General features: G+C 59.1%; 10 protein-coding genes and 1 pseudogene. 3 read left to right on the plus strand and 8 right to left on the minus strand.

Going from position 1 to position 13583, the window contains the following annotated elements; genetic code table 11:
- Window positions 1–789 precede the first annotated feature (789 nt).
- A pseudogene (locus JFT91_RS25640) lies at window positions 790–2178 on the plus strand (Fic family protein).
- Here the strand turns inward: JFT91_RS25640 and JFT91_RS25650 are convergent.
- The 4 genes from JFT91_RS25650 to plsB form a co-directional block, all read right to left on the minus strand.
- The gene (locus JFT91_RS25650; protein ID WP_201227783.1) at window positions 2175–2864 is read right to left on the minus strand and encodes a DUF4197 domain-containing protein; all 690 of its coding nucleotides are present in this window, start codon (window positions 2862–2864) and stop codon (window positions 2175–2177) included. The pseudogene JFT91_RS25640 and the gene JFT91_RS25650 overlap by 4 nt on opposite strands.
- 21 nt (window positions 2865–2885) lie before the next feature.
- Window positions 2886–3284: a YbaY family lipoprotein gene (locus JFT91_RS25655; protein ID WP_098967439.1), complete on the minus strand. Its 399-nt coding sequence runs from the start codon at window positions 3282–3284 to the stop codon at window positions 2886–2888.
- A 50-nt stretch (window positions 3285–3334) separates the two neighbouring features.
- Complete coding sequence (locus JFT91_RS25660; RefSeq protein ID WP_201234243.1) at window positions 3335–4021, minus strand: hypothetical protein; 687 nt, start codon at window positions 4019–4021, stop codon at window positions 3335–3337.
- 96 nt (window positions 4022–4117) lie between these two features.
- On the minus strand, window positions 4118–6616 hold the full coding sequence (gene plsB, locus JFT91_RS25665) for a glycerol-3-phosphate 1-O-acyltransferase PlsB (RefSeq protein ID WP_201234244.1): 2499 nt from the start codon (window positions 6614–6616) through the stop codon (window positions 4118–4120).
- A gap of 237 nt (window positions 6617–6853) precedes the next feature.
- On the opposite strand from plsB, the gene JFT91_RS25670 reads away from it, so the two are divergent.
- Window positions 6854–7063 (plus strand): cold-shock protein, encoded by a 210-nt coding sequence (locus tag JFT91_RS25670; protein ID WP_007908870.1) that lies wholly within the window; start codon window positions 6854–6856, stop codon window positions 7061–7063.
- Between the two features lie 130 nt (window positions 7064–7193).
- On the opposite strand, the gene JFT91_RS25675 is transcribed toward JFT91_RS25670, so the two are convergent.
- The 4 genes from JFT91_RS25675 to JFT91_RS25690 all read right to left on the minus strand — a co-directional run bounded on the left by JFT91_RS25675 (window position 7194) and on the right by JFT91_RS25690 (window position 12413).
- Window positions 7194–7571, minus strand: a complete 378-nt coding sequence (locus JFT91_RS25675; RefSeq protein ID WP_201234245.1) for a hypothetical protein — start codon at window positions 7569–7571, stop codon at window positions 7194–7196.
- Window positions 7572–7646: 75 nt separating this feature from the next.
- Entirely contained in the window at window positions 7647–8456 is an 810-nt protein-coding gene (locus tag JFT91_RS25680; RefSeq protein WP_201234246.1) for a putative RNA methyltransferase, read from the minus strand.
- Window positions 8456–9607, minus strand: a complete 1152-nt coding sequence (gene dapE, locus JFT91_RS25685; RefSeq protein WP_201234247.1) for a succinyl-diaminopimelate desuccinylase — start codon at window positions 9605–9607, stop codon at window positions 8456–8458. The genes JFT91_RS25680 and dapE overlap by 1 nt, the downstream gene beginning before the upstream one ends.
- A gap of 214 nt (window positions 9608–9821) precedes the next feature.
- Entirely contained in the window at window positions 9822–12413 is a 2592-nt protein-coding gene (locus JFT91_RS25690; protein WP_201227775.1) for a glycosyltransferase, read from the minus strand.
- Window positions 12414–12633: 220 nt separating this feature from the next.
- On the opposite strand from JFT91_RS25690, the gene tcdA reads away from it, so the two are divergent.
- Window positions 12634–13446: a tRNA cyclic N6-threonylcarbamoyladenosine(37) synthase TcdA gene (tcdA, locus tag JFT91_RS25695; protein ID WP_518524896.1), complete on the plus strand. Its 813-nt coding sequence runs from the start codon at window positions 12634–12636 to the stop codon at window positions 13444–13446.
- Window positions 13447–13583: the final 137 nt, after the last annotated feature.

Consider the following 13583-nt stretch of genomic DNA (forward strand, 5'->3'; position numbering starts at 1 on the left):
TTTTTTTGGGCTTGGCGGCCTTTGGGCCGACCATGCTTTGGGTGTTCTTGGTTAATATCCGTTTTTTGGGGTGCGGCGGCTGGCGGTTCCGCCCTTACGGCGGGTCACTTTTTCAGACGCCAAAAAGTAACCAAAAGGCTGGGCCCCGGCGTTCGGCCCGCTCGCTGGGGCTCGGGGTTCCTTCGCTCCGGAATTGATCCGGGGGCATCGCTTCCGGTTTGCTTCGCTGCACCTCCTTTCGATGCATTCGACTCCGTCGAACGGCGCTGCGCGCCCACCCCCGGATCAATCCCTCCACTCAGCCTGCCGAAGGGGCCAGTACGGCAAGATCAAGAGCTTTGTCGAGCTTGCGCTCATCCGGTGCAGAAGCTGCCGAAGGTTGCGATCTTTTGATCTTGGCTTCGCAGGAGCTGAGCTTGCTCGCGAAAGCGACCTGCCAACCGATCAATTTCTCCCCGCCTGCACCCGACCCAATTGTAGGAGCCGAGCTTGCTCGCGAAGACGGCCTGCCAACCGACCTGTTGCTTGCAGATGTACGCCATCAAATTGTAGGAGCTGAGCTTGCTCGCGAAGGCGGCCTGACAGCCGCCCCATCTCTATCTGAATGCACGCGATTCAAACTGTGGGAGCTGGCTTGCTCGCGATGACGGCCTGCTAGCCGACTAATTTCTCCCTGAATATCCTCTACTTTCTTCCTACATCTTTTTCAGAAACCTCTGATATTGAGCCCGTGTCCCTCGGGTGTTGTACTTCTGCCTCTGCTTTCACAGCCCTCGAGCACACCTTCTGATGAAAAAGCCGCCAGTCTCCAAGGGCAGATCCGATCCCGTGTTCGACCTGTTGGCGCGCCCACCGCACAAGCAGCGTCTGGCGGATTATCTGGCGTTGCTTAAACCTGTTGATGATCAGGGGCGTTATCTGCCGTTCGAGGCACTGCGCTATCGCTGGGCACCCGGTTTGGATGTCAATTTGTGTTGGGCTTTGGTCAAAAAGGCGCGGGTGGCGCAGTACGTCAATCTGCTGCCACTGGGGGACCCGGTGCACTGGGGGAAATATCTGCTGACGCCGTTGGCGCAGATGACGCTTTCGGTGGTGGATCGGCAGACGACTACCGCCGCCCTGGATGACATGACCCGTCGGATCGGCGAGCGGGCGCATTTCAGTTATCTGCTTAATGATCTGATCGAGGATGAGGCCATCGCCAGTAGCCAGTTGGAGGGCGCGGCGACCACCACGCGTGTCGCCAAAGACATGCTCAAGCGCCAGCGCCAGCCGCGTACGCCGGACGAGCGTATGGTCATGGGCAACTATCGGATGATGAATTTCGCCTGGGAAAAACGCTACGAACCGTTGAGTGTCGATTTGATCGCAGCGATGCATCGGGTGGGCGTGGAGGGGATTGCTGACGAGCAATATTCTCCGGGCGTTTTCAGGACAAATGATGAGGTGGTTGTCCAGGACGGTTCAGGCAACACGGTACATCGTCCACCGCACGCTGCTGGGCTGATTTTGCGCTTGGAGAGGTTGTCGAACTGGATCAATTTGCCCCAAGGATTACCTCAGGACAGGCGTTATGTGCATCCGCTGATCAAGGCGATCACGCTGCATTTTGCTTTGGGCTACGAGCACCCCTTTCGCGACGGTAACGGGCGGGTCGCGCGGGCGTTGTTCTACTGGTTGATGTTCAAAAACGAATTCGCCGCGTTTCGTTACATTGCGATCAGTTTGCTGCTGCGCAATGCGCCGGTGAAGTATGGGCGGTCTTATTTGCATACCGAGGCGGACGAGCTCGATCTGACTTACTTCATCGAGTTTCAGTGTTCGGTGATTGTGCGGGTGGTGGGCTGTTTTGATTAAGCCAGGCGCAAGAGCGTGGCGCTTAACGAGGACTTTGAACGATGGCTGACGGAGTCGGGATTCTTCGATCGGCTGACAGAGCGGCAACGGTCTTTGTATCAGGCTGCCAAAAACGGAATGGCGAAGGAGTTTACGGCAGGCAATGTGATGGAACATCTTGGCTGCACTTACGGATCAGCGATGTCGACGCTCAACGGACTGGTCGAGTTGCAGGTTTTCGAAAAGAGAAAAATGGGCCCTGAGTGGGTGTTCTTCTTGCACATTGCAAATGAGTTGAAAAACGGGAGCGAGAAATTTCGCTCCCGTTCGGTGCCGGCTTAAAGAGTGCCAAAGACTTTCTTCGCCAGGCTGGTCGCCGCAGCGGCCGGGTTCTGGCGGATGGTTTCTTCTTGTTTGCCGATCATTTCGAACAGGCCATTCAATGCCTGTTCGGTCACGTAGTTTTCGACATTTGCGCTCTTCGCATCGACAACACCGAATGCAGCAGCCTGGCCGGCGAAGGAGTTGTACTTCTGCGCAACGCCAACCTTGTCGGTCGCCTGTTTGACGATCGGCAGGAACTTGGCGCGGATCTGTTCGCGGCTGGTTTTATCCAGGTATTGCGTGGCGGAATCCTTGCCGCCGCTGAGGATGCCTTTGGCGTCTGCCACGCTCATTTTTTTCACGGCGTCGACGAGGATTGGCTGGGCCTGGGTCACGGCGGACTCCGCTGCTTTGTTCATCGCAGTTTCGAGTTCTTCGACCTGAGCGCCCATGCCGAAGGCTTTCATTTTGCTGGCGGCTTTGCCAAGTTTGCCAGGCAGTTCGATTTTCACGTCGGGGTTATTACTGAAGCCACCCGGCGTGCCCAGTTGTTTGACGGCGATTTGCGCGCCTTGGCTCAGGGCATCCTTGAGGCCACCGGTAGCGTCCTGTTGTGACAGGTCGCTGAGCGACAGCGCCATGGCGTTGGCGCAGATCATCAGGCCCGCGCACAGGCCGGCAAAGCGAAGGGTAGGGCGGAGCATGGCAGCTTCCTTAACAGACAATTAGCGAATGGCGTCGACGCGGATTTTCAGCGGCTGCGGGTCATTGCCGTCGAGTTGCACGGCATGGTTTTCGGTGGTGATGAACATCAACTCGCCGTTGACTTCGATGCGCGCGCTGACCGAGTAACGGTGGCCGGGTTTGACCTGCGCCGGATCGTAGCTCAAATGAAACGGCAATGGCACCTGACCTTTGACCGGACCTTTCTGCTCGTCGATTACCACAGCCGGTGCGTCTGCCAGCGACACGTCCTGCAGGCTCACGCTTAAGGTCGCACTTGGCGGCAGGGCGATGCGTTGCAGGTAAAACACTTCGCCATCGAGACCGACCTTGCCCGCAGGTGTGGTGGATTGGCAGGCGCTCAACAGCGTGGCGGCGGCGAGAAGGGTGAGTTTTTTCATCGGAACCTCAAAGACTTTTGCGCCGGAAGAATCCCGGCGTCGACAGAAATCTAGCGGATTTTTTCATCAGAATCAGTGAACAAACGTAAGGGTTTTTCCAACCATAGTGCGACTGACTGGAAAAGACGTGCACTGAAATTTCGCGAAACGGGTGAGAGTTCTACAGCTCCCGGGGAGACTTGAACTTGCTGGTGATAACGGTTTTCGACGCCCGTCAGTGCATAGCGTTTACCGGGTATAACGCTGTCGGGATCATATTTGAGATAAAAAGAAGTTGCTGTCCGTTCATCGTGCTTGATGCGCACAAGTTCAACTTCCGGAGCGGTAGCCTCATGCAGGCTGATCGTGATGGCTTCTTCGGTCGGTGATGTTTCCGGCAACTTAACTTCGACGTAGAGCATCCCGAGCGGACTCAGGTTGACAGTCTGGCTGTAGGGAGCCTGATTGACCACGACGAAATAGTCCAGCTCGACCAGCAAGGGCTGTTGGTTGTGAAACAGCTGAATATGAACCTGGTATTTCACACCCACGCCGTCGTAGTTGTGTGGGAAGTGAAACTTCCAGGTATTGCCGAAAAATGCAGGATGGCGCCAGTCCTTGACCGTTACCGGCGATTTGGCATTGACAACTTTGACGCTGACGACGGTTTCGTTTTCGCCAGTGAGCGGCACTTGAAACTCAGCGGGCAGATTGAAGTGTAAAGTTACGACGCCGGGTTGTTCATTTAACAGGCTCATTTCGATATCCCTATCGTGAGTTATTGATAGAGCCTATTAATTCATGGATAAAGCAAAGGGGGAATAGAAGCACTCCCCGTTAGTTGTCTACAAGTTTCAAGCTTGAGGTGTGACTGCTGTTTCCGCAGCATCTTCACTGCGATGCAGCGCCACCTGACGGATCGACAAGCGAATATCCGCGGGCAGTACCCGTTTGGCGGCACCTTCAGCCAGTTCGCCCAGCAGTTCGTGGTAGCTCAACTTGCCGGCTTCGTCGCGGCGCAGTACATCGAGGTCGAGCATTGTCTGGATGAAGTGACGGAACAGGCTCTTGTCGAAGAACTCCGGGGCGTTCAGACCGTGGAGAATCGACAGACGCTGAGCCATTACCGTGCAGAGGTCTTCCAGTTCTTCGGCGCTGATGCTGTTCTGACCGCTGTTGAGCAGCAAGGATACGGTCATGTAGAAACGCTGCAGAGTCTGGGCGATGCTCTTGGACAGCAGCGTCAGCAACACGAAATGCCGCGAACTCGGGGCCGGACGCAGGTAGACGTCCTTCTCGAAACGCAGCAGGCCTTGTTCGACGAACGCTTCCAGCCACTGATCAACCACGCCGTCCAACTCGTCCAGCGTCCAGCGAATAAACAGCTCCGATTGCAAGTACGGATACAGCGCGCGGGTATAACGCAGTATCTGCTCGCGGCTCATGCGCGAGGTGCTCTGGAAGAAGCTCGCCAGCAGCGCCGGCAGGGCGAAGATGTGCAGCACGTTGTTGCGGTAGTAAGTCATCAGGACGGCGTTCTGCTCGTCCAGATAAAGAATCTTGCCCAGCGCATCGTTCTGCTCGGCGAGCAGATCCATGTCCTTCACGTGCTCGATCAACGCGCGGCCATCGCCCTCCGGCAACGTGGTGTGCGGCGAATACGGTACTTTGCGCAGCAGCGCCAGGTACAGATCAAGCACCCGCGCCATGGCGCGATCATCCAGCGCCAGACGCGTGGTCGACAGCAACGCCAGCGCCACCAGATTGACCGGGTTGATCGCGGCGGCTTCGTTGAGGTGCTGCGCGACTTTCTCGCCGAGACGGTTGGTGGTTTCGTTGAGCCATGCCGGTTTGTACTGCGGGCCTAGTTCCTGTTGGCGCCAGTCCGGTTGCTCGGCGTCAAGAAACTCTGCCAGTTTGATTGGCTCGCCGAAGTTCACCGCGACCTGGCCGAAGCGCTGCTTGAGCGCGCCGATTACTTTGAAAATATCGAAGATCGATTCTTTCTTCTTGCTCGCGCCGCGCAGTTCGCCAAGGTAGGTGCGACCTTCCAGCACGCGCTCGTAGCCGATGTAAACCGGCACAAACACGATCGGCATACGCGACGAACGCAAGAAGCTGCGCATAGTGATGGCGAGCATGCCGGTTTTCGGTTGCAGCATGCGCCCGGTGCGCGAGCGACCGCCCTCGACGAAGTATTCGACCGGGAAGCCTTTGGTGAACAGGGTGTGCAGGTATTCGTTGAACACCGAGGTGTACAGCGGATTGCCCTTGAAGGTGCGGCGCATGAAGAACGCGCCGCCACGACGCAGCAGGCTGCCGATCACCGGCATGTTCAGGTTGATCCCGGCGGCGATGTGCGGCGGGGTCAGGCCGTTGCGGAACAGCAAGTACGACAGCAGCAGATAGTCGATGTGGCTGCGGTGGCACGGCACGTAGATCACTTCGTGACCCTGGGCGACCTTTTGCACGCCTTCGATGTGGTTGACCTTGATGCCGTCGTAGATCTTGTTCCAGAACCAGCTCAGCACCACTTCGAGGAAGCGGATCGCGGTGTAGGTGTAGTCCGAGGCGATCTCGTTGCCATAGCGCAGGGCCTGGGCCTTGGCTTTTTCCGGGGAGATGTTTTCGCGCTCGGCTTCGTCGAGGATCGCTTGCTTGACCAGCGGCTGATTGAGCAGGCCTTTGACCAGGTTACGGCGGTGGGAAATGTCCGGGCCGATCACCGCCGCTTTCAGGTTGCGGAAATGCACGCGCAGCACGCGTTGGGCCATGCGCACGGTGCGTTCGTGGCCCTTGTTGTGCTCGATCAGCTCGCGCAGGTGGATCGGCGCGGAGAATTGCACGCGGGTTTTACGCCCGAGGACGATGATGCTCAACAGCCGACGCAGACGTCCGGTGACAGCCCAGCTGTCGGCGAACAACAGTTTCCATGGGCTGTTTTCGCTGTCCGGCGACTGGCCCCAGAACACGCTGACCGGAATGATTTGCGCGTCTTCGGCGGCGTTCTGCGTCAGGGCGCTGACCAGTCGGGTCAGGGTGGGCGGCGCACCGCGCTTGTCCTGGCGACCGAGCCAGTCGGGATCCGGCGTCAGGTAGAAGAACGCCGCCGGTTCGATCAGCGAGCCCACCGACACCGGCAGCACCGGACGCGGCAAACCGGCTTTGGTGCACTCGGTGTCGACCACGGCCAGATCGGTCAGCGAAGGGTTTTGCAGGACGTAGAACACCGGACGGCTGCGGTCGAGGTTGAGGGTCAACGACGATTGGTTGATCGTCTCCGAGCGAACCCAGAGGTACAACAGTCGGCGCAAGGTGCCAAACACAAGACGACGGAACGGGGAACGGGTCATACGGCTTCTGCATGAGTGGATAAAACCGAGCAGATGCTCGGGCGGTCGATAGTGTGCCGGATTCATCGAAAATCGGCAAAAAAGCAGCGAAGTAATCTCCTGTTGAGAGTTTTCGCGCCTGTCATATACTCGGCGGTCTGTCGCCGGGGCCCTTTATGGACGTCGGACGCAGGCTGACGTTCCTCAAAGGCTTTCCTGCGAAAAGCCTGTTCAATAATAAAAAAGGAGTATGAACAGATGGCAACACGTGAAACCGGCAACGTGAAGTGGTTCAACGACGCCAAGGGCTACGGCTTCATTCAGCGCGAAGACGGGGTGGACGTGTTCGTGCACTACCGCGCGATCCGCGGCGAAGGGCATCGTTCGCTGACCGAAGGCCAGCAGGTCGAGTACGCGGTGATCACCGGCGAGAAGGGTTTGCAGGCTGAGGATGTGGTAGGCCTGTAACGCAAACCTCGAGAATGCCAAAAACCATTGTAGGAGTGAGCCTGCTCGCGATTGCGGTGTATCAGTCAACATTGATATTGACTGGCACTACGCAATCGCGAGCAGGCTCACTCCTACATGGGATCTGTGTTTAAGCGGTTTTCCAGGTGATCTCTTCTTCACCGTCAATGCTGATGCGCATCCAGCGATCCGCGGTCTCTTCCCCTTCTTCCTCGACCCACGTCCCCGGCGCGCAACGCACTTCGACGTTCAGCGCAGCAAAGGCTGCGCGGGCGCAGGCGATGTCGTCATCCCATGGGGTTGCATCGCTTTCCAGGTAGAGGCTGTTCCACTTGCCCACGGCTTTCGGCAGCCAGGTCACGGGCACGTTGCCGGCCTTGCACTTGTAGGTCTGGCCTTTTTGTACCCAATCGCTGCACGGGCCTAGCGCTTCGCCCAGCCAGGCCGAAATGGCCTTGTGGTCGACGTCGGCGTCTTTCAGGTAAATCTCGATATCCGGTTGGCGCATGGATGTCCTCACTGCGGGTTTGAAAAATCCATTCGCGGATTTAGCCGGCCACGGGCGTTCGCCCGAGACCAAAAGTTATTGAAGAACGAAATAATCGTAGCGCATCGACACGGTGGTCACGAACGACTCGGCCTGTTCGATCACCGCCGCGCGGCGTTCGGCACTGGCACGCCAGCCGTGGGGCGTCATCGCCAACAGGTTGGCGCGATCCTCGGGCTTGTCCAGGGTCAGCTTGAATTCCAGAGTTTCACTGTGCGCCAGCGCCATGCCTTCCGGCACCAGGGCCAGATGCTTGTCGTCGGTGTATTCGCGCACTTCGTCATAAAGACGTTCACGCAGTTCCATCAGATGGCCGCTGGTTGGGCCGACTTTCATCAGACCGCCGCCAACGCTGAGCAGACGCTTGGCTTCTTCCCAGTCCAGTGGGCTGAAGACGCTGGCGAGAAACTGGCAACTGCCCGAGGCCAACGGCACGCGGGCCATGCTCGCGATCAACCAGGTCAGCGCGGGATTACGTTTGCAGGCGCGTTTGACCGCTTCGCGGGAGATGTCCAGCGCGTAACCATCAGCGTTCGGCAAGGCCTCAGCGATCTGCGCGGTGTAATAGCCTTCGCCACAACCGATGTCGACCCAGCGATCCGGCGCATAACTGGCCGCCAGTTCCGCCAGACGCTTGGCCACCGGCGCGTAATGCCCGGCGTTCAAGAAGTCACGACGCGCCTCGACCATGGCTTGATTGTCGCCAGGGTCGCGGCTGTTCTTGTGCTGCACCGGCAGCAGGTTGAGGTAACCCTGCCGCGCACGGTCAAATCGATGTCCGGCGGGGCAGACCACGCCGTTGTCCACCGCATTCAGCGGTTCACTGCAAATGGGGCAAGCAAGCATCAGGCGAGCAACTTGATCAGGGTCTGGTAGTAGATCTCGGTCAGCACGTCGAGATCGGCTGCCAGCACGCGCTCGTTGACCTGGTGAATGGTCGCGTTGACCGGGCCCAGTTCAACCACTTGCGTGCCCATGGTCGCGATGAAACGACCATCGGAGGTGCCGCCGCTGGTGGAGGCTTTGGTCTCGCGCCCGGTGATGTCTTTGATGCTCGACGACACCGCGTCGAGCAGTGCGCCCGGTTCGGTGAGGAACGGCAGGCCGGACAGCGCCCAATCGATGTGCCAATCCAGACCATGCTTGTCGAGGATGTCGCTGACGCGCTTCTGCAGGCCTTCAACGGTCGATTCGGTGGAGAAGCGGAAGTTGAACAGCGCCACCAGATCACCCGGAATCACGTTGGTCGCGCCGGTGCCGGAGTTGACGTTGGAGATCTGGAAACTGGTCGGCGGGAAGAAATCGTTACCGTGATCCCAATGCTCTGCGGCCAGTTCGGCGAGCGCCGGAGCGGCGAGGTGGATCGGGTTCTTCGCCAGGTGTGGATAAGCCACATGGCCCTGGATACCGCGAACGGTCAGCTTGGCGCCGAGCGAGCCGCGACGGCCGTTTTTCACCACGTCGCCGACCAGCGTAGTGCTCGACGGTTCGCCGACGATGCACCAGTCCAGACGTTGATTGCGCGCGGCGAGACGTTCAACCACAGCCTTGGTGCCGTGGTGCGCCGGGCCTTCTTCATCGCTGGTGATCAGGAAGGCGACCTTGCCCTTGTGGTTCGGGTAGTCGGCGACGAAGCGCTCGGCAGCCACGGTCATCGACGCCAGGCTGCCTTTCATGTCCGCCGCGCCACGGCCGCAGAGCATGCCGTGTTCATCGATCAGCGCGTTGAACGGGGCGATTTGCCATGCGGTCACCGGACCGGTCGGCACCACGTCGGTGTGGCCGGCGAAGCACAGCACCGGGCCGTCGTTGTTGCCGTGGGTCGCCCAGAAGTTATCCACATCTTCGATGCGCATCGGCTCGAGGGTGAAACCGGCATCGCCCAGGCGCTGCATCATCTGCTTCTGGCAATCGGCGTCGACCGGCGTCACGGACGGACGGCGGATCAGGTCGATGGCGAGTTGGAGGGTCGGCGAAAGGTCGGCGTGGGCCGTCATGGAAAACTCCGAAGATCATGAATGTGGGCACGGTATCAATGTGGGAGCGAGCCTGCTCGCGAATGCGGTGTGTCAGTCAACATAATCGGTGAATGTTACAAAGCCTTCGCGAGCATGCTCGCTCCCACAGGGATTAGGAAGAGCCCCGCAAAATGGCGGTTATCTTAAAGCAAAACGGCGACCATTGGCCGCCGTTTAGTGCATCGATGAGGATTTAGACGGCCGGTTCCGCTTCAGGCTTGGCCGCAGGTTTGGGCAGCGACGACAGGAACGCCATGATCAGCGCCGCCAGATACGGCAGCGACTGCACCAGCAACATCACCACCCAGAAACGCATGTCATTGCTCGGCATGCCGTTGACCAGATAGATCCCCAGCGCCGCACCCCACAACAGCAACATGATGAACAGCTCTTCCCGTGCCTCGGAAATCGCCACCCAGAAGCCGTGGTTATCGGCGTTTTTCGGCGTACGGAAGAACGGGATGCTGGTGGTGAAGAAGCCGTACAGCACCGCTTTGGCGATGGTGTGCGACAACGCCAGCCCGGCGAGTGCTGCACAGAATGCATCTTTCAGGTTCACGCCGACGGCGCGGCGATACAGGAAGATGATCTTGCCGACCTTGAACACGAACAGCGCCAGCGGCGGGATTGCGAAGATCAGCAGCGGCGGATCGACCCGTTGCGGCACGATGATCATCGCCGCCGACCACAACAACGCGCCGACGGTGAAGAAGATGTTCATGCCGTCCGCGACCCACGGCAACCAGCCCGCGAGGAAGTGGTAACGCTGGCCGCGCGTCAACTCGGTGTCCTTGCCGCGCAGCAGGCTGCGGGTGTGACGCTTGATGATCTGAATCGCACCATAGGCCCAGCGGAAACGCTGCTTCTTGAAGTCGATAAAGGTGTCCGGCATCAGCCCCTTGCCGTAGCTGTCGTGGTAATACGCCGCCGACAGACCTTTTTCGAATACGCGCAGACCGAGTTCGGCGTCTTCACAGATGCACCAGTCGGCCCAGCCCAGTTCTTCCAGAACCGAGCGCCGGGTCATGGTCATGGTGCCGTGCTGAATGATCGCGTCACGGTCGTTGCGGGTGACCATGCCGATATGGAAGAAGCCTTTGTATTCGGCGTAGCAGAGCTTCTTGAAGGTGCTTTCGTTTTGGTCGCGATAATCCTGCGGCGACTGCACCACAGCGATTTTAGGGTCGGCGAAGTGCGGCACCATGTGCTTGAGCCATTTCGGGTGCACGCAGTAATCGGAGTCGATCACGGCGATGACTTCGGCATCCTTGGCGGTGTGCGGAATCAGGTAGTTCAGCGCGCCGCCCTTGAAACCGGCCAGCGGCGAGACGTGGAAGAACTTGAAGCGCGGGCCGAGGGTGGCGCAGTAATCGCGCACCGGCTCCCACACCGCCGGATCCTTGGTGTTGTTGTCGATGATCAGGACTTCGTAGTCCGGGTAATCGAGCGCGGCCAGCGCGTCGAGGGTCTGTTTGACCATCTCCGGCGGCTCGTTGTAGCAGGGCACGTGGATCGAGACTTTCGGGCGATAGTTGGAGTCGCCCTCGACCGGCAGGAACTCGCGCCGACGTTTGTGAATCCACACCGCTTCGGCCAGTTCATGCGCCTCGGTCAGCAAGACGATGAACACCCCGAGCGCACCCAGCGCCAACAGGAAGCCCACCGTCAGGCTGAACCACGTGCTGTATTGCAGGCTGTAGTCGTAACCGATCCACACCAGCACCGACCCACACAGGAAGGCGATAAAGGTCAGGAAAATCCGCCCACGCTGACGCAGCGCCGAGCCGTCGATCATCAGCAGGGTCAGCGACAACAGCGCCAACACCACCGAACCGATGGCCAACACGCGCCATTGCGGGATCGCCACCACCGGGCCTTCAAAGTTGAATTTCTGCTGACGCGCGGCGTTGAACACTCCCCAATACGCGCCGACCGAACCCTCATCGCTGGCCTTCCACGGCTGATCGAACGCTTCGATCACGAAGTAGTTGAAGCCCTGGCGGTTGAGCTTGTTGACCAGGTTGCGCAGGTAGATCGCCTGATCCGCCGGCGACGCATCGGCACCACCGCGCATGCGGCCGTTGCTCGGCCAGCCCACTTCGGAGAGCAGCAGCGGTTTTTTCGGGAAGAGTTTTTTCAGATCGCGAGCACGGTCGAAGACGAACTGCCCGGCTTTATCCACCGGAATGAATTCCCAGTACGGCAGAACGTGCGCGGCGATCAGGTCAACGTGCTTGGCCAACTCCGGGTGTTCTTCCCAGACGTGCCATTGCTCGGACGTGGTCACCGGCACTTTCACCGCCGCGCGCACGCGATCAAGCAGCACGCTCAGTTGTTCGGCGGTGATTTCCTTGCGGAAGATCGCTTCGTTGCCGACCACCACGCGAACCACGCTGCGCGAGGTGTTGGCCAGTTCGATGGCGCGCTGGATTTCCCGTTCATTACGTTCCTGGTCGGGGCTGATCCAGATCCCCAAGGTCACGCGCAGGCCGAACTCTTCAGCCAGTTTCGGGATGTCCTGTAGGGAGCCGTCGACCGAGTAGATGCGGATGTTGTCCGTCAGCTTGCTCATGATCTCCAGATCGCGGCGCATCTCGTCGTCAGACGGATACTGATCCTTCTGTGGGAATTGTCCCTGCTGAAATGGCGAATAGGAGAAACCGGAGATCTGCTCCGGCCAGTTGGGCGCGGAGACCGGGCGGTTGATCAGTGCCCAGAAACCGGTGAACAGGGCGGCGATTGCCAGAACCACCACCAGGTTGAGTCCAAATTTACGCGATGACATAGCTATTTCGGGTTCCAAAGGCTGTGGAACGAAGGATCGGTCGGCTATACGCCCGAGGGGCGCGCATCCTACACCGGCAGTTCGCCAGTCGTACATCTGATAGGGAAATGCCCGACATTGGGCAGCCGACTTTGACTTAAGTTCTTACACTTGTAGCTGGAAGCTTAAAACTTGTCGCTGTGTAGCCCTATAATGCGCGCCGGTTTTTGGGGTAATGGTCATGAGTACAGAAGATCCGCGGTTTGCAGGCATCGCCCGTTTGTATGGCATCGAAGGCCTGGAGCGCTTGCGCGCGGCCCATGTGGCGATTGTCGGCGTCGGTGGCGTTGGTTCCTGGGCGGCGGAAGCCATGGCCCGTTGTGGCGTCGGCGAGATTTCGCTGTTTGATCTGGACGACGTTTGTGTCAGCAACGCCAACCGCCAGTTGCACGCGTTGGACAGTACCGTCGGCAAACCCAAGGTCGAGGTAATGGCCGAGCGCCTGCGCGGGATCAACCCCGATTGCACGGTGCACGCGGTGGCAGACTTCGTCACCCGCGAGACCATGGCCGAATACATCACGCCGAACATCGACTGCGTGATCGACTGCATCGACGCGGTCAACGCCAAGGCAGCGCTGATTGCCTGGTGCAAACGTCGCAAGATCCAGATCATTACCACCGGCGGCGCGGGCGGGCAGATTGATCCGACGCTGATTCAGGTCTGCGATTTGAACCGTACGTTCAATGATCCGTTGGCCTCGAAAGTGCGTTCGACCTTGCGCCGCGACTATGGCTTTTCGCGCACGGTGACCCGTCATTACAGCGTGCCGTGCGTGTTTTCCACCGAGCAACTGCGCTATCCGAAGCCGGATGGCAGCATTTGTTTGCAGAAGAGTTTTGTCGGCGATGGCGTGAAGCTGGACTGCGCGGGCGGGTTTGGTGCGGTGATGATGGTCACGGCGACGTTCGGCATGGTCGCGGCAACCAAGGCTGTGGACAAGATTGTGGCTGGCGTCCGGCGCCCGGCAGAGCGGGTCAAACCGACAAGCTAGCAAATTTTGTGGCGAGGGGATTTATCCCCGATGGGGTGCGGAGCGCCCCCAGATCAGCTCCTCAGAGTGTCAGGCATAACGCATGTGAGGATTTAGGGGCCGCTTCGCAGCCCATCGGGGATAAATCCCCTCGCCAC

The sequence above is a fragment of the Pseudomonas sp. TH08 genome (assembly GCF_016651275.1).
GTDB lineage: Bacteria > Pseudomonadota > Gammaproteobacteria > Pseudomonadales > Pseudomonadaceae > Aquipseudomonas.